This is a genomic window from Streptomyces sp. NPDC048415 (assembly GCF_040651675.1).
In the GTDB taxonomy this organism is placed as follows: Bacteria; Actinomycetota; Actinomycetes; order Streptomycetales; family Streptomycetaceae; genus Streptomyces.
Window position 1 is genome coordinate 74,606 of the sequence record NZ_JBEZKJ010000002.1, and the last position, 16,135, is coordinate 90,740.

Annotated in this window: 14 protein-coding genes; 8 read left to right on the forward strand and 6 right to left on the reverse strand. The window is 70.7% G+C overall.

Annotated elements, in window-relative coordinates; all coding sequences use genetic code 11:
• Window positions 1-169 precede the first annotated feature (169 nt).
• Window positions 170-2,584 carry an endopeptidase La gene (lon, locus tag AB0D27_RS01915; protein ID WP_362500984.1) on the forward strand — a complete coding sequence of 805 codons (2,415 nt, stop codon included), beginning with the start codon at window positions 170-172 and terminating at the stop codon, window positions 2,582-2,584.
• A gap of 62 nt (window positions 2,585-2,646) precedes the next feature.
• On the opposite strand, the gene AB0D27_RS01920 is transcribed toward lon, so the two are convergent.
• Complete coding sequence (locus tag AB0D27_RS01920) at window positions 2,647-3,471, reverse strand: lysozyme (protein ID WP_362500985.1); 825 nt, start codon at window positions 3,469-3,471, stop codon at window positions 2,647-2,649.
• Between the two features lie 280 nt (window positions 3,472-3,751).
• On the opposite strand from AB0D27_RS01920, the gene AB0D27_RS01925 reads away from it, so the two are divergent.
• A complete protein-coding gene (locus AB0D27_RS01925; protein WP_362500986.1) occupies window positions 3,752-4,243 on the forward strand; it encodes a MarR family transcriptional regulator in 492 nt (163 codons plus the stop codon).
• Between the two features lie 35 nt (window positions 4,244-4,278).
• On the opposite strand, the gene AB0D27_RS01930 is transcribed toward AB0D27_RS01925, so the two are convergent.
• Window positions 4,279-5,067 (reverse strand): protein phosphatase 2C domain-containing protein, encoded by a 789-nt coding sequence (locus AB0D27_RS01930; protein WP_362500987.1) that lies wholly within the window; start codon window positions 5,065-5,067, stop codon window positions 4,279-4,281.
• A gap of 368 nt (window positions 5,068-5,435) precedes the next feature.
• On the opposite strand from AB0D27_RS01930, the gene AB0D27_RS01935 reads away from it, so the two are divergent.
• Genes AB0D27_RS01935 through AB0D27_RS01955 form a run of 5 tightly spaced genes read left to right on the forward strand, consistent with a single transcriptional unit; the run spans window position 5,436 to window position 11,415 of the window.
• Entirely contained in the window at window positions 5,436-8,633 is a 3,198-nt protein-coding gene (locus AB0D27_RS01935; protein ID WP_362500988.1) for a nitrate- and nitrite sensing domain-containing protein, read from the forward strand.
• Complete coding sequence (locus AB0D27_RS01940; RefSeq protein WP_362500990.1) at window positions 8,630-9,133, forward strand: roadblock/LC7 domain-containing protein; 504 nt, start codon at window positions 8,630-8,632, stop codon at window positions 9,131-9,133. Before AB0D27_RS01935 ends, AB0D27_RS01940 begins: the two co-directional genes overlap by 4 nt.
• Window positions 9,130-9,540 (forward strand): DUF742 domain-containing protein, encoded by a 411-nt coding sequence (locus tag AB0D27_RS01945; protein ID WP_362500992.1) that lies wholly within the window; start codon window positions 9,130-9,132, stop codon window positions 9,538-9,540. Before AB0D27_RS01940 ends, AB0D27_RS01945 begins: the two co-directional genes overlap by 4 nt.
• Window positions 9,521-10,147: an ATP/GTP-binding protein gene (locus AB0D27_RS01950; protein ID WP_362500994.1), complete on the forward strand. Its 627-nt coding sequence runs from the start codon at window positions 9,521-9,523 to the stop codon at window positions 10,145-10,147. The genes AB0D27_RS01945 and AB0D27_RS01950 overlap by 20 nt, the downstream gene beginning before the upstream one ends.
• Window positions 10,148-10,161: 14 nt before the next feature.
• A complete protein-coding gene (locus AB0D27_RS01955) occupies window positions 10,162-11,415 on the forward strand; it encodes a styrene monooxygenase/indole monooxygenase family protein (protein WP_362500996.1) in 1,254 nt (417 codons plus the stop codon).
• Between the two features lie 64 nt (window positions 11,416-11,479).
• On the opposite strand, the gene AB0D27_RS01960 is transcribed toward AB0D27_RS01955, so the two are convergent.
• From AB0D27_RS01960 to AB0D27_RS01975, 4 genes are all read right to left on the reverse strand, one after another.
• On the reverse strand, window positions 11,480-12,634 hold the full coding sequence (locus AB0D27_RS01960; RefSeq protein ID WP_362500998.1) for a C40 family peptidase: 1,155 nt from the start codon (window positions 12,632-12,634) through the stop codon (window positions 11,480-11,482).
• Window positions 12,635-12,740: 106 nt separating this feature from the next.
• Window positions 12,741-13,076: a hypothetical protein gene (locus AB0D27_RS01965; protein WP_362501000.1), complete on the reverse strand. Its 336-nt coding sequence runs from the start codon at window positions 13,074-13,076 to the stop codon at window positions 12,741-12,743.
• A gap of 10 nt (window positions 13,077-13,086) precedes the next feature.
• Window positions 13,087-13,812 carry a TetR/AcrR family transcriptional regulator gene (locus AB0D27_RS01970; RefSeq protein ID WP_362501002.1) on the reverse strand — a complete coding sequence of 242 codons (726 nt, stop codon included), beginning with the start codon at window positions 13,810-13,812 and terminating at the stop codon, window positions 13,087-13,089.
• Between the two features lie 125 nt (window positions 13,813-13,937).
• Complete coding sequence (locus AB0D27_RS01975; protein WP_362501003.1) at window positions 13,938-14,867, reverse strand: diiron oxygenase; 930 nt, start codon at window positions 14,865-14,867, stop codon at window positions 13,938-13,940.
• A 138-nt stretch (window positions 14,868-15,005) separates the two neighbouring features.
• Here AB0D27_RS01975 and AB0D27_RS01980 point away from each other — a divergent pair, with 138 nt between their 5' ends.
• Entirely contained in the window at window positions 15,006-16,109 is a 1,104-nt protein-coding gene (locus tag AB0D27_RS01980) for a ferritin-like domain-containing protein (RefSeq protein WP_362501005.1), read from the forward strand.
• Window positions 16,110-16,135: the final 26 nt, after the last annotated feature.

The following is a 16,135-nucleotide window of genomic DNA, read 5'->3' on the forward strand; positions in this document are numbered from 1 at the left end:
CTTCGCGCTCGTCAGCGGGGCCTGGACCTCGGCTCTTACGTAGGGGCGATAGTGGTGCCCCCGCCCGCCCCACACGGGTGATCGCTCACAGCGAACGGCCCTGGGGAACAATCGGAAGCTCACAAGCATTGAGTCGGCATAGCTCAACTTGACTGCCGAAGGGGAGATCATGGCTGCCACGTCCACACCGCTCACCTTGCCCGTGCTGCCACTCGATGACGAGGTCGTGCTGCCCGGGATGGTGGTTCCGCTGGACCTCAACGACACCGATGTACGCGCCGCCGTGGAGGCCGCCCAGGCCGCCGCGCGTTCGACGCCGGGCAAGCCGCAGGTCCTGCTGGTGCCACGCATCGACGGGACGTACGCGGGCACAGGTGTGCTCGGCACCGTCGAGCAGGTCGGCCGCCTGGCCGACGGCGACCCGGGCGCGCTGATCCGCGGACGTGGGCGCGTGCAGGTCGGCGCGGGGACCACCGGTCCCGGTGCCGCCCTCTGGGTCGAGGGCACCCGGGTCGACGAGATCGTGCCCGACCCGCTGCCCGGCCGGGTCGCCGACCTGGTCAAGGAGTACAAGGCCCTCGCCACCAGCTGGCTCCGCAAGCGCGGCGCCTGGCAGGTCGTGGACCGCGTACAGCAGATTGATGACGTTTCCGCCCTTGCCGACAATTCCGGTTATTCGCCCTTCCTCTCCATCGAGCAGAAGGTGGAGCTCCTGGAGACCGCCGACCCCATCGCCCGCCTGAAGCTCGCCACCGAGCAGCTCCGCGAGCACCTCGCCGAGCAGGATGTCGCCGAGTCCATCGCCAAGGACGTACAGGAAGGCGTCGACAAGCAGCAGCGCGAGTTCCTGCTGCGGCGCCAGCTCGAGGCCGTCCGCAAGGAGCTGCGCGACCTCAAGGGCGAGGAGGGCGAGGACGAGTCCGACGACTACCGCGCCCGCGTCGAGGCCGCCGACCTCCCGGAGAAGGTCCGCGAGGCCGCGCTCAAGGAGGTCGAGAAGCTCGAGCGCTCCAGCGACCAGTCGCCCGAGGGCTCCTGGATCCGGACCTGGCTCGACACCGTGCTCGAACTGCCGTGGAACGAGCGGACTGAGGACGAGTACGACATCCAGGGTGCCAAGGCGATCCTCGACGCCGAGCACGCGGGCCTCGAGGACGTGAAGGAGCGGATCACCGAGTACCTCGCGGTGCGCAAGCGGCGCTCCGAGCGTGGGCTCGGCGTGGTCGGCGGGCGGCGCGGCGGCGCGGTGCTCGCGCTCGTCGGGCCTCCCGGCGTCGGCAAGACCTCGCTCGGCGAGTCCGTCGCGCACGCCATGGGCCGCAAGTTCGTCCGCGTCGCCCTCGGTGGCGTACGGGACGAAGCCGAGATCCGCGGCCACCGGCGTACGTACGTCGGCGCGCTGCCCGGCCGTGTCGTCCGCGCCATCAAGGAGGCCGGGTCGATGAACCCGGTGGTCCTGCTCGACGAGATCGACAAGGTCGGCTCCGACTTCCGCGGCGACCCGGCGGCGGCCCTGCTCGAAGTCCTCGACCCCGCCCAGAACCACACCTTCCGCGACCACTACCTGGAGGTCGAACTCGACCTCAGCGACGTCGTGTTCCTCGCCACGGCCAACGTCCTCGAAGCCATCCCCGAGGCACTGCTCGACCGTATGGAGCTGGTTCGCCTGGACGGCTACACCGAGGACGAGAAGGTCGTCATCGCCCGGGACCACCTGCTGCCGCGCCAGCTGGAGCGGGCCGGTCTGGAGAAGGACGAGGTCACCCTCGACGAGAGCGCGCTGCGCAAGCTCGCGGGGGAGTACACCCGGGAAGCGGGCGTACGCAACCTGGAGCGGGCCGTCGCGCGACTGCTCCGCAAGGTCGCGGCCCAGCACGAACTGGGCGACCGTGAGCTGCCGTTCACGGTGACCGACGCGGATCTGCGCGGTCTCATCGGGCGCCCGCACCATGTGCCCGAGTCCGCCCAGGACCCGGCCGAGCGCCGCACGGCGGTCCCGGGTGTCGCCACCGGTCTGGCCGTCACCGGCGCGGGCGGTGACGTCCTCTTCGTGGAGGCGTCGCTGGCCGACCCGGAGACGGGCGCGGCCGGTCTGACCCTCACCGGTCAGCTGGGTGACGTGATGAAGGAGTCGGCGCAGATCGCGCTGAGCTTCCTGCGCTCGCACGGCGCGGAGCTCGAACTCCCCGTCGGCGACCTGAAGGACCGGGGCGTGCACATCCACTTCCCGGCGGGCGCGGTCCCCAAGGACGGCCCGAGCGCGGGCGTCACCATGACGACGGCGCTGGCGTCGCTGCTGTCCGGGCGGCTGGTCCGTACGGACGTGGCGATGACGGGTGAGGTCTCGCTGACCGGGCGCGTCCTGCCCATCGGCGGGGTGAAGCAGAAGCTGCTCGCCGCGCACCGGGCGGGCGTCACCACGGTCGTCATCCCCAAGCGCAACGAGGCCGACCTGGACGATGTCCCGGCCGAGGTCCTGGACAAGCTCGACGTCCACGCCGTCACGGACGTCCGCCAGGTCCTGGAGCTGGCGCTGTCGCCGGCGACGAACGGCGCCGCGCCTCGGGTTCCGGTGGCGGCGTGACGGACGCCACCGGATAGGGAAGGCCCGGGTCCCGTGAGGGAGGCCCGGGCCTTCGCCGTACGTCAGCCGTTGGCGAGCGCGACCACCCGGTCGAGCGCGCCGTTGAACTTGTCGTGGTCACCGACCGTCGGTCCGGACGACGTGTACTGCCACATCGTGTAGTAGCCCCAGCCCGCTGGCAGCGTCCCCGGGTCGGAGGCGTAACGGGCGATCCACAGCGGGTTGGTGGCGGCGAAGGCGCTGGAGTCTCCCGTGCACTGGGTCCACCAGCTGGTGGCCGTGTAGATCACGGCGTCACGGCCGGTGCGCGCCTTGTACTGGGTGAGGAAGCTGCTGATCCAGCTGACCATCGCGCTCTGCGTCTTGCCGTAACAGGCCGCCCCGTACGGGTTCCACTCGATGTCGAGCGCGCCGGGGAGCGTCCTGCCGTCCTTGGACCAGCCGCCGCCGTGGTCGACGAAGTAGTTGGCCTGGGTGGCGCCGGTCGTCGTGTCGGGGGTCGCGAAGTGGTACGCGCCGCGGATCATGCCGACGTTGTACGAGCCGTTGTACTGCTGGGCGAAGTACGGGTTCGTGTAGTACGTCCCCTCGCTCGCCTTCGTGTAGGCCCATCTGACCCCGCTGCTCCACAGGGTCGACCAGGCGACGTTGCCCTGGTAGCCGCTGACGTCCACCCCCTCCGTCTGGGTGGCGTCACCGCTGCTGGGCGTACCGCCCTGGCCGTCGTGCGCCACGACGCCCATGCCCATGCGGGCGGAGCCACGGGCGGGGGTGTCGGCGGCGGACGAGGGGAGGGTGGACAGGAGGGAGAAGGCGGCGAGCAGGGCTCCCACCGCGAGCAGGCGGGGGCGGTGGGCCGTCGCGAGTCTGTGTCTGTGCACGGGCATGTCGTGCCTCCGAAGAGATCGGTGGTGCACGGTGGTGCTCGGTGGGGGGAACACGGGCAGCACGCGCCTGCCCGTGGGGGGTCAGGTCGTCATCGACCTGTCGATGGCGTGGGCATGCCAGTGATTGCCTGGTAAAGAAGCTACGCACGTAGAAGACGGCGTGGGAAGAGGGCCCGGAGGCTGCCGTTGGTCTACGCCTGCGAAATACTGGCGGAGCTGCGGCAATGGCGATTTTTGGCGGAAACTTTCAGGATCGGGAAACCGGGTCAGGGGTGCTGACGTGCAGGAGAACGGAAACCGCGGCGGACCGCGTGTCGAATCCGAGGCGTCGGGAAATGGTGTGGACCAGGAGTTCCCGGCGCTGGAACGCGAGTTGACCGTTTTCTTGCGGCGCGCCCGCGCCTCCTCCGGGGAGATGGCCCGCGAGGTCCATCCCGACCTGGAGTCCTCCGCGTACGGACTCCTCGTACGCCTGGACGAGTGCGGCCGCCAGCGCGCCACGGAACTCGCCGCCTACATCGGCGTCGGCAAGGCCACGATGTCCCGCCAGCTTCGCGCCCTCGAAGACCTCGGCCTGGTCGCCCGCGAACCCGACCCCGCCGACGGCCGCGCCTGGCTCGTCCACCTCACGGACGAGGGGCGCAGGCGCTTCCGCAAGGTGCGCGAGGCCCGCCGTGCGCGGTACGTCCGGCAACTGACGGGCTGGGACCCCCGCGAGGTCGCGGAACTGGCCCGACTGCTGCACCAGTTGAACGTCGGTATGGAGAGGTAATTTCACCCCTTGGAGCTGGGTGGGGCGAAGTAACCTCACATCTCCACGAACACCACCGTCGCGTCGTCATGCGTCTTGCTCCGCCGCAGATACGCCCGCTCCTCGGCGTCCGCGCTCTCCAGCGCCCGTACGCGATCGATGAGAGCCCCCGCGCCCTCCTTGCGGACGACGGTGAAGAGGCCGGGCCAGTCGCCCTCGCCGAACTTCTCCACCCAGCGGGTGGCGCCGTCCGTGAGGGCGGTCAGGGCGCGTACGGAGGCGCGCGGCACGGTCCCGGTCACGGCGCGGGCGGCTACGGCGGGGTCGGCGGCGGCCGTGAAGAAGCCGCCTTCCCTGTTGCGGACGGTCGCGTCGGCGAGCGCGTCCGTGGTGAGCGAGGCGCGGGGGAGGCGGGCGAGGCGGTCGTCCAGCAGCGCAGTGACCTCGCCCGTGGGGGACTCCACCAGCAGGGCCGAGTCCGACAGGACCAGATACTCGACCTCGACCGCGGACCACCTCGCGAGGACCACGGTTGCCTGGGGTGTGCGTGGGTGAGAAAGGTCACAGGTGTCGGCGTGGGCCTCGGTCACGCGGCGAATGGCCCGCGACAGGACCTCCGCCAGGGGTGCATCTCTGAGTGAAACAGACAGTTCAGTCAGGGCTCCGCCGAGCCGGGAGGAGAACCAGGCAACGGAATGCAGACAGCCGTCGTCGCCCCGCGGGGGTGTCACCCCGTCGAGGACGACCAGCGAACCCCCTTGTCCTGAGGCGGGAAGCGCGATCGATGCGAAGTCCTCATTGGGGCGGTCCGGGTCGCCGGGCTGCGAGACGAGTTCAGTGCGCATCCGGCCAGTCTGCACGAGCCCTTCACATGGTCCACGAAAGGCTGGCAACCGTCGCCGAACAGGTGCGGACCGTCAGCTCAGGCGCCGGGTTTGGCATGGAATGATCGACTCCGGCAAGGCGTGGCGGCGAATACTGCCAAAGCGCGTCGCCGACGTCCAACCGGCCCGCCGGGCAAGGCCGTCGCACACGCCACAGGAACTTGCCCGCCAACTCCCGTCCGGGGTTCACTCCTTCGGGTGGCGGGTCAGATGATGCGGGACCACTGCCTACCGGCACTGGGAGGGTCGGGAGCCGTACCGGGCGGACGCCGCAATTGACGGGGCGTCACCCGGGCCCATGGGTACACGAGTCAGGAATGCGAGCACCGGTGCAGAAGACGCGGCCGAGGCGCACAGGCAAGCAGACGGCCTCCAGCTCCACGGGGGGTGTCACCGGCGACGCCGCCGACTCCGCGGGCCGGGGGCGGCCCGCCCGTGTACGCACCCGGCTGATCGTCGCCGTGGCGGTCGTCGCGGCGGCCATCGCAGGGGCCGGAGCCCCCACGGTGCTGACCGCCTCGGAGCAACTGAACGACTCCCAGAACCTGGTGACGCTCGCGCAGCGCACCCAGCAGGCGCTGACCCTCGCGCACTCGCTGGCCGACGAGCGCGACGAGGTCACCTCGTACGTCGCCGCGGGGCGCCCCAAGGACAAGGCGCCCTCCGAGCAGCGCAGCACCCGAGTCGACCGGGAGGTCGAGGAGTTGCGGGCGGACGAGGACGCCCCGGCCGCGCTGCTGAAGGACCTCGACGGCATCCCCTCGCTCCGGAGAGCGGCGCTCACCGGAAAGAGCAGTGCTCTCCAAGCGCACCAGGCGTACTCCGCCGCCATCGCCGAACTGCACGCCCTCGCCGAGGACCTGGCGGACCGGCTGCCGCCCCGCGCGGGCTCCGGCGCGCACGCCCTCGCCGAGCTGGACTCCGCCGTCCAGCAGTCCGCCGCCGCCCGCGGCCTGCTGCTCGCCGCGCTCAGCATCCCGCGCTCCACGCAGACGGTCATCGACCCAGCCACCGGCCTGCCGACGACCACCAGCACCTCGTCGGCCGCCGACACCAAGCAGCGGGACGCGCTGAGCTCCGCCGCCCAGCAGGGCCGCCTGCGCTCGGACGCGGCCCTCGCCGACTTCCGCGAGACGGCGCCCAAGCAGGCCGCGGCCTCGTACGACTCCACGGTCACCGGACCCGACGTCAGCGCCGCCGACACCTACCTCGCGCGCCTGACCGACCAGCCGACGCTCGTCGGCGCGGAACTCGACACCAGCGCCAAGAAGCTCGACGCCGCCCTGTCGGCGCGCATCGAGCTGATGCGCGGCGCCGAGGCCTCCCTCAACGACCACCGCACCAAGGATCTCGAAGCGCTCCGTGACGACGATGTCACCGCGCTGGAGATCCGGATCGCCCTCATCGGCACGCTGCTGCTCGTCGCGGTCGGCGTCTCGATGGGCATGGCCCGCAGCCTCACCCGCCCACTGGCCGTGCTGCGCCTCGGCTCGGCACGGATCGCCGCCGACCCGGGCAGCGAGGAGCCGGTCAGGTTCACCGGCCGCAACGACGAGTTCGCCCAGGTCGTCCGCTCCGTCAACGCGATGCACGGGCACGCCGCGACGCTGCACGAGCGGCTCGCCACCCTGGAGGGTGACCGCAAGCACCTCATCGGGCAGCGCCGGCTGATGGCCGACGAGCGCGACAAGCTGCGGACCGAACTCGCCGAGGCAGCCGCCCACTTGGAGCGGCTGCGCGACAGCATCCACGGCACCTTCGTGAACCTCGCGCTGCGCACCCTCGGGCTCGTCGAACGCCAACTCGGCGTCATCGAGGGTCTGGAGGAGCGCGAGCAGGACCCGGACCGCCTCGCCACCCTCTTCAAGCTCGACCACTTCGCCACCGTCATGCGGCGGCACAGCGAGAACCTGCTCGTCCTCGCGGGCGCCGAGCACGTCCAGCACCACGCGGGTCCTGTCCCGCTCGTCGACGTCGTACGGGCCGCGGTCAGCGAGATCGAGCGGTACGAGCGGGTGCGCATCGCCGCGCTGCCGCCGCACGCGCATCTCGCCGGGTTCGCCGCCGATGACATCAGCCATCTGCTGGCCGAACTCCTTGAGAACGCCACGTCGTTCTCGCCGCCCGACCTCTCCGTGGAGGTCTCCGGGTGGCTGCTGGAGAACGGCGAGGTGATGCTCTCCGTGCAGGACGAGGGCATCGGCATGACCGACGCGCGAATGAGCCGGCTCAACGCCCGCCTTGCCGACTTCGAGGCGGAGGACACGTACGACCAGGAGAGCGGCGAGGATCTCGGGCTCGGCCTGTACGTGGTGTCCCGGCTCGCCCACCGGCACGGCGTGCGCGTGCGGCTGCGCGAGCAGAAGCAGGGCGGTGTCGCCGCGGTGGTCGTCCTCCCGAAGGGCATGCTGGCCGCGGCGCCCGCCGTCACCGTCCCGACGACGGCCCGGGTTGCCGGCGGCGCCCCCGCGGTGACGCTGCCGGGCGCGGACGCCGAGGCCAACTCCAACGTCCTGCCCGGCCGCTCGGCCCTCACGCCGCCGACCCCGGCCGCCGACGAGGACCCGCTGATCGCGGCGGCGGAGGCGGCCGTACGCGACGCCGACGCCGAATCGTCGGCTCCCGCCCACAACGCCGAATCGTCGGCTCCCGCCCGCGACGCCGAGCCCGCGCCGGGGGTCGTGCCCGCGCCGGATGCCGTGCGCGAGCCCGTGCCGGATGCCGTGCGCGAGGCCGCGCCGGGCGTCGTGTCCGCGTCGGTCTCCGCCCGCGCTGCCGATGCCGGTGCCGTGCGTGATGCCGAGCCCGCGCCGGATGCCGTGCGTGCGTCGGCTCTCGCCCGCGATGCCGAGTCCGCGCCGGATGCCCTGCGCGCGTCGGCTCCCGCCCGCGATGCCGAGTCCGCGCCGGATGCCCCGCGCGCGTCGGCTCCCGCCCGCGATGCCGACTCCGCGCCGGACACCGTGCCCCCGCTGGGCGCCGGAGCGCCCTCTGCCGCGCCCCCGCCCGGGCCCGCTCCCGAGCCCGCGTCCGCAGCGGTGCCCGCCGGTGCGGAGCCGCGGCACCCCGTGCCGACGCCCGAGACCACGATGGAGCTCCTGATCCCGGAGCCCCCGGCGGAAGCGGCCACCCCCGCACCGGCCGCCACCGAGCCCGCCCAGGAAGCCTTCGAGCTCGCCCGGCCCACCACAGACCCCTATGCCATCGGCCCCGACACCCATGAACGGGTGCCGGACGAGGACCGCCCCCGGGTCACCGACAAGGGCCTGCCCAAGCGGACGCCGAAGATCTCCGCGCCCGCGCCGGTCCCCCGGCCGCGCACGGGCGGCGTGGACGCCGAGGCCCTGCGCCGCAGGCTCGGCGGTTTCCACCGGGGCGCGATGGAGGGCCGCCGCGACGTGGAGGCGGAGATCGCCGAGAAGACGGCGGAGATGAACGCTCCCGCAGGACACGCGCCCAACGCGCACCCGCTCAACGCACAGGACGTAGAAGCACCGGGGGGCACAGTCGAGGAGGCAAGCAGTTGACCGCGCCCAGTACCTTCGGCCTGAGCAGCGAAGCCCGCAATCTGCACTGGCTGCTGACGAATCTCGTCGAGGAGGTGCCGGGCCTCCTGTCGGTCGCGGTCGTCTCCTCCGACGGTCTGCTGCTGCTCTCCTCCGACCCCGGCAGGAACGCGGAGGCGAGGACGGCGGACACGGCCCGGCCCACCGGTCCCAAGGGCTCCGCCGCCGACCTCGCCACCATCGTCTCCGGCATCGGCAGCCTCACCATCGGCGCCGCCAAGCTGATGGACGGCGGCAACGTCAAGCAGACGATGGTCGCGATGGACGAGGGCAGCCTCTTCGTGATGTCGATCAGCGACGGCTCGCTGCTCGGCGCGCACGGCTCCCCGGACTGCGACATGAGCGTGGTGGCGTACCACATGGCGCTCTTCGTCGGCCGCGCCGGCCACGTGCTGACCCCCGAACTCCGCAGCGAGCTTCGAAAATCCCTTGAGTCCGAGTCGATGGGGAGTGCCCGATGACCGCGTCGAGCAACGCCCACAAGCTCCCCGTCCGCGGCGGCGACCGCAAACCCGCCCGGGTACGCCCCTACTCGCTCACCGGCGGCCGTACCCGCTTCGGACACGTCCTCCTCGTGGAGACGTTCGTGGCCGCGCTGGAGGCCCCGGAGGAGCGCAAGGAGCTGAGCAACGGCTCGCTCGCGGGCCGGGTGATGCCCGAGATGCGGGCCATCGTCGAACTCTGCCGCCGGATGCGCACGGTGGCCGAGATCGCCGCTCTGCTCAGGATGCCGCTCGGCGTGGTCCGGGTGCTCCTGAGCGACCTGGCGGACCAGGGAAAGATCCGTGTGTATGGAACCGGTCACGGCACGGGACAGCCGGACCGCGCTCTGCTGGAAAGGGTGCTGAGTGGACTCCGTCGTCTCTGACGTCATCGCCGCGCCGGACGCGGACGAGAACCTGCAGGCCTGGCAGACGGACCGAACCCGCGCCCCGATCGCCACCAAGATCGTCGTCGCGGGCGGCTTCGGTGTCGGCAAGACCACCCTCGTCACCGCCGTCTCGGAGATCACGCCCCTCCAGACGGAGGCGCTGATGACGCAGGCCAGCGAGGACACCGACGACCTCACCGGTACGCCGGAGAAGCTGACCACCACCGTGGCCATGGACTTCGGCCGCATCACGCTCGACGACGACCTGGTGCTCTACCTCTTCGGTACGCCGGGCCAGCAGCGGTTCTGGTTCATGTGGGACGACCTGACGCGCGGCGCGATCGGCGCGGTGGTCCTCGCCGACACCCGCCGGCTGTCGGACTGCTTCCCGGCCCTCGACTACTTCGAGAGCTGCGGACTGCCGTACATCGTGGCCGTCAACCACTTCGACGGCAGCGAGCAGTTCGAGCCCGAGGACGTGCGCGAGGCCCTCACGGTGCCCCCGCACATACCTGTCATGATCATGGACGCGCGCCGCCGGATCTCGGTCGTGGAGACCCTTCTGGCCCTGGTCGGCCACGCGCTCGAAGTCAGCCCCGAGTAGGAGACAGCACCCGCATGCGGAAGATACTCGTCGTCGGAGCCGGCCAGTCCGGACTCCAGCTCGCCCTCGGCCTCCAGTCGCACGGGTACGAGGTCACCCTGATGTCGAACCGGACGGCGGACGAGATCCGCAGTGGCCGTGTCATGTCGACGCAGTGCATGTTCGACACGGCACTCCAGCACGAGCGCGATCTCCAGCTGAACTTCTGGGAGTCCCAGGCCCCGAAGATCGAAGGACTCGGCGTCTCGGTGGCCGTCCCGGGCTCGTTCGACCCGGGCCCCTCGCAGCGCGCGATCGACTGGGTGGGCAAGCTCGACGGGTACGCGCAGTCCGTCGACCAGCGCGTGAAGATGGCCGGCTGGATGGAGACGTTCGCGCAGCGCGGCGGCCAGCTGGTCATCCACGGCGCCGCGGTCTCCGACCTCGACTACTTCGCCCGTACGTACGACCTGGTGCTGGTCTCGGCGGGCAAGGGCGAGCTGGTGTCGATGTTCGGCCGCGACGCCTCCCGTTCCCCGTACAGCGAGCCGCAGCGTGCCCTCGCGGTCTCCTACGTCCATGGCCTCGGCCCGCGCCCGGAGCACCCGGACTACGACGCGGTCCGCTGCAACCTGGTCCCGGGTGTCGGCGAGCTGTTCATCATGCCGACCCTGACCACCTCCGGCCGCGCCGACATCCTCTTCTGGGAAGGCATACCCGGCGGCCCGCTCGACGTCTTCACCGGCGTCAAGGACCCAGCCGAACACCTTTCCCTGACCCTGGAACTCATGGAGCGGTTCACGCCGTGGGAGTACGCGCGGACAAGCAAGGTCGAACTGACCGACGCGGGCGGCACCTTGTCGGGGCGCTACGCGCCCACTGTCCGCAATCCGATCGGTCGCCTGCCCGGCGGGGGACTGGTCCTCGGTGTCGCGGACGTGGTGGTGGCGAACGACCCGATTACCGGGCAGGGCTCCAACTCCGCCTCCAAGTGCGCGGCAGCGTACCTCGCCTCGATCCTCGAGCAGGGTGACAAGCCCTTCGACGAGGAGTGGATGCGGGCCACGTTCGACCGGTACTGGGACACGGCCCAGCACGTGACCAAGTGGACGAACGCCATGCTGGGCGTTCCGCCGGAGCATGTGCTGAACCTCATCGGCGCCGCGGGTCAGCTCCCGCCGGTGGCGGATCGATTCGCCAACGGCTTCAACGACCCGGCCGACTTCGAGAACTTCTTCTATGAACCGGAGAAGACGGGGGCTTACTTGGCTTCGGTGGCCGGGGCCTGAGCCTGCTGCTCCGGGTGCGGGCCGTTCGTGGCTGGTCGCGCCCACGCGGCTCAGCCCCGTGAGGTCACAGCCCCGCGCCCCTGACGGGGGCTCTGTAGCCCTCGTCAGATCCATCGGTTGCCCCTGGGGGGAGCTTCGGCGGCGTGTAGTGCCGCAGGGGCTCCCCGCCCGGATCGGGACGCACGGCCCCCCGCACGGGATTGGCGGCAATGGGCGAGACCTTGATCTCTGTCCCCGGGCGCGGCGCCTGCACCACCATCCCATCGCCCAGATACAGGGCTACATGCGTGGCCTCGGGGAAGTAGATCACCAGGTCCCCGGGGCGCAGCCTGCTCAGTGGAATCCGGGGGAGCCGGGCCCACTGCTCCTGACTGGTTCGGGGGATGGGCTGTCCGGCCCGCTGCCACGCCTGCGAGGTGAGGCCCGAGCAGTCGTACGACGTCGGCCCCTCCGCGCCCCACTGATACGGCTTGCCGATCTGCCCCACGGCGTACCGCAGCGCCCGCTCGCCCTCCACCGAGGGCCGCCGTTCGCTGCTGAGCGCCCCCGAGGCCATGAACTTCTTCTGGGCCGTGGCCACCCCCGACTTCTCGAACCGGTCCAGCTCGGCCAGCTGGTCGACGGTCAGTGCGGCAAGCAGCTCCTCCACCTGACCGAGCTGCCTGCGCACGTCATCCCGTTCCTTCTTCTGCCGCTGGGCGAGGGTGAGTTGGCCGTCGAGCGCCTTGCGGGCGGCACGCGCGAGCGCGTCGGTCCTCTGCTCGCTGCCCACCACCCGCCGCACGGTCTTGGCCCGCTCCAGCGACAACTGCCCGATCACATGCCCTTGGTCGAGGGCGTGCTGCGGATCGCGGGCGAGCAGCAGCCGCACATACGACGAGATCTCGCCGCTGTTCTGGTACTGCTGCCGGGCGAGCCGTCCCGCGGCGCCGCGGCTGTCGTGCAGCGAGAGGCGGGCCCTCGCGAGGGCGGAGTCGAGCCGGGCGACCTCGGCGCGCTGCTTCCTCAGCTTCTCGGCGGTCGCGTCGTACGCCTCGGTGGCCCGCTCGGCGTCCCGGTACAGCCGCTGAAGGTCCGTCAGCAGTTCGGAGACGGACCGCTGTCCGGGCTTGCCCGCTCCCGGCCCAGGGTCCGGGACGGCCGCCGCGCTCGACGGCGCGAACAACGCGCCGGCCGCCACCGCAGCCGTACAGACCAGACGCAGAAGCCTTCCTGACACCTCATCACCTCCGGTGCTTGCGGGGGTGGTACGTCCACCTCGCACCGGAAGGATCGGGCGGCCGCGACCCGAGCGCGCGCCGGCTGGCCGCTTCGGCCCAAGAAGGTCACTCGTCGGCGTGGGGATCCGGCGTGGCGTCGCCCTCGGTCCCGCTCTTCGGCGCCTCGCTCTTCGACCAAGGCCACTTCGGGCCGCCCCCCGGCTTCCCCGCCCCCTTTTCACCTTCGGCGGCATACTCGTACTTCCACCCCTGATGCAGCCCCAGCCGCTTGCTCCGGCTCGCCTGAACGCGCCGGTAGACGAGGACCGTGGGAGGGCCGCCGTCAGGGGCCGGCACCGGAACCCGGTACGTCTTCGGCGGGTGCCCGGTGAGCCCGAGCAGCACGGGCAGGACGCGCCCGTCCAGGGGGCCGCCGACAAAGGGGGTGTCTTCGCTCTTCACCGGACCAGTGTCACAGCAGGTGGGCCGCATCCCCGACAACGGGCAGCACACGGCGTACGAGCGTTCCCACGATGCCCTCCGGCCCCTCCAGCGCGAGCGCCGCCCGCACCACCCCCGCGGCCTGCGGATCCCGCCCCGCACTCGCCACCAGGGCCGCCACGAACTGCTCCACGAGCCAGTCCCGCAGCTCGTCCAACGGCGGTTCCTTGTGCTCGTCGAGCCAGATCAGCGAGGCGGCCTCCACGGCGGTGATCCACATCCGTACGGTCATCCGCAGCCGTGGCCCGGGGTCCTCGACCGCCAGGTGATCAAGGATGTGCTCGGCGGCGGCCCGCCGCACCCCGTCCACTATCGCCGTGGTCCGCGAGGTCTCGATGACGCTCCCGCCCTGCAGCAGCGCGCTGAATCCGGCGTCGTGCTGGTCCACGAAGGCGAGATACCGGTCCAGAGCCCGGGACAGCCGCTCGCTGAGCGGTCCTTCCGGAGGCTCCGCGAAGCAGTGCTCCAGCTCCTCCGCGGCCGACCTGAGCGCGGCCTCGTACAGCTGCTGCTTGCCGCCCGGGAAGTACCGGTACACCAGGGGCCGCGACACCCCGGCCGCCTCCGCCACATCGTCCAGCGAGACCTCCTCGGGCACCCGCTGGGCGAAGAGCGACAGGGCCGCCTCGAGCAGCTGACTGCGCCGCTCCTCGACGCTGAGCCGACGGTATGCGCGGGTCGGAGCCTCGGAGGTCATGTTCGGCAGCGTAACGGGTTTCGCCCCCTCCGCCCCTGTCCGTCCCGTCCCGTCCTGGGGCTTCGGCCCAGACCCTGCCTCCTCAGACGCCGCAGGGGCTTAGTCCTGCCGAAGCCCCCCGGCGGTTACGCCAGCAACCCCGACGACTTCCACAGCCGCCGCCCGGCCCCCCGCAGCACTCCGATCTCGTCCAGGAAGTCCGTGAGCCGCTTCGCGCCGGTCTGCATCACCTCACGTCGGTGCCCACTCGCCTTGACCTGCGCCAACGCCTCCCGCTTGTCGAGCCCGACGTTCGTGTAGACCTCGGGATTGATGAAGGCGACGGAGAAGACGCGCGCGAACTCGCCCGAGGTGACCCGGGTGAACTCCTGCGACCACCGCGGCGCCGTGACCATCTGCCGCCGCAGCTCCTCCCGCGCGTACCGCACATGCCGCGCCTCCTCCACCACATGGATGCGCGTGACTCCCCGGACGAGGGTCTGCACCCGCTCGTCCGGGAAGGTCAGCCGCTGCATCCAGTCGAGGATCTCCTCCCCGAGCAGCGTGGCCGTGAAGGAGCCGGGCGTGGTCGAGATGGTCTTGAAGAGCCGGCCGAGATTCAGATGTGCCCGGCTCACCGGGTAGTACGGCGTCCCGCCCCGGGAGATCAGCCGGGCGAACATCTTCGAGTGCCGGCACTCGTCCTCGATCTCGGTCAGCGCGTACCGCACATGCGCGCTCGTCGCCGCCTTGTCGTAGATGTGCCGCACCAGCAGCTGCATCAGGATGATCTCGAACCAGATCCCCAGCGACGCCAGCGCCGCGGCCTCGTGCTGCGACAGTGCGATCCGTTGCTCCTCGCTCATCCGCTTCCACATCGGGGTGTCGTACAGCGACACCAGCTCCGGCGGCCAGAACCACTTGCCCTCCTCGAAGGGCGCGTCCCAGTCCAGCTCCTTGTCCGGGTCGAAGGAGTGCTTGGCGGAAGAGTCGAGCAGCCGCTCGGCCACCTGCTCCCGGTCCTTGAGCAGGCCGAGCGCATCCCTCAGCACATCGGCTTCCGGCACGGTCGTCATCGCTGTTCCCACCTCGTCGTACGGGATCTCCATGGGTTACCGGCGGTCACGTCTTATGAGACTGCTTGTCAGCAAGCTCGTCAATCCCTTGCGTCCGACTTGTTGACGACGCGTCTACCCCGTGTGAGCCTGCGAGGTATGCCGACGCATGAGCTGTACGCCAAGGATTCGGGAGATCCCGTCTGGCAGGTACCGGCCTCCGGGGCGGCACGCTTCAGCTGGGAGTACGACGACGGCCGCGATCGCCTCCTCGCCCTCTACCAGAAGGGCAAGGACAAGCAGTGGGACGGCCAGAAACGGATCGACTGGGCCCTCGAAGTGGACCCCTGCGATGCGCTCGGCACCCCGGACGAGGCCATGACCCTGTACGGAACGCCGTACTGGGCGAAGATGACCGACCGGGACAAGGGTGAACTGCGCAAGCACTACGCCTCCTGGCAGTTCAGCCAGTTCCTGCACGGCGAACAGGGCGCGATGGTCTGCGCGGCGCGCATCGTCGAGTCGGTCCCGGACCTGGACGCGAAGTTGTATTCGGCCACCCAGACCATGGACGAGGCCCGACACGCTGAGGTCTACGCCCGGTTCCTGCACGAGAAGATCGGCATGCTCTACCCGATCAACGACGACCTGCGGTCTCTCCTCGGCGACACCCTCCGCGACTCCCGCTGGGACATGCCCTACCTCGGCATGCAGGTCCTGATCGAGGGCCTGGCGCTGGCCGCCTTCGGCATGATCCGCGACACCACGGACAAGCCCCTGCCGAAACAGATCCTCGCGTACGTGATGCAGGACGAGGCCCGCCACGTCGCCTTCGGCCGCATGGCGCTCCGCGATTACTACAAACAACTCTCGGACGCCGAACTGCGCGAACGCGAGGAATTCGTGATCGAGGGCTGCTATTTGATGCGGGACCGGCTTCGCGGAGTGGAAGTCCTCGAGAACTTCGGCATCCCGAAGGCCGAGGCCGAGACATACAGCGAGCAGTCCGAATTCCTGCACCTCTTCCGCCAGCTGCTCTTCAGCCGCATCGTCCCCTGCGTCAAGGACATCGGCCTGTGGGGCAAACGCCTGCAACAGGCCTATGTCGACATGGGCGTCTTCGACATGGGCAATTCCAACCTGGATCTGCTCATGGCCCAGGACGAGGAGATCGCGGAAAAGCTGGACGCGGAACGGTTCGCGGCGGAGGAGAAGCAACGGGTGGCGGAGGTGGAGGAGATGATCGAGAAGGGCACCTCCTGACCCGGCTGTCCCTGCCCCACCAGCTG

Bases quoted from the DNA above. Each gene is read 5' to 3' on its own strand.
- lon (WP_362500984.1), top strand. From the start codon at position 170: ATGGCTGCCACGTCCACACCGCTCACCTTGCCCGTGCTGCCACTCGAT.
- AB0D27_RS01920 (WP_362500985.1), bottom strand. From the start codon at position 3,471: ATGCCCGTGCACAGACACAGACTCGCGACGGCCCACCGCCCCCGCCTG.
- AB0D27_RS01930 (WP_362500987.1), bottom strand. From the start codon at position 5,067: ATGCGCACTGAACTCGTCTCGCAGCCCGGCGACCCGGACCGCCCCAAT.
- AB0D27_RS01945 (WP_362500992.1), top strand. From the start codon at position 9,130: ATGACCGCGTCGAGCAACGCCCACAAGCTCCCCGTCCGCGGCGGCGAC.
- AB0D27_RS01955 (WP_362500996.1), top strand. From the start codon at position 10,162: ATGCGGAAGATACTCGTCGTCGGAGCCGGCCAGTCCGGACTCCAGCTC.
- AB0D27_RS01970 (WP_362501002.1), bottom strand. From the start codon at position 13,812: ATGACCTCCGAGGCTCCGACCCGCGCATACCGTCGGCTCAGCGTCGAG.
- AB0D27_RS01975 (WP_362501003.1), bottom strand. From the start codon at position 14,867: ATGACGACCGTGCCGGAAGCCGATGTGCTGAGGGATGCGCTCGGCCTG.
- AB0D27_RS01980 (WP_362501005.1), top strand. From the start codon at position 15,006: ATGCCGACGCATGAGCTGTACGCCAAGGATTCGGGAGATCCCGTCTGG.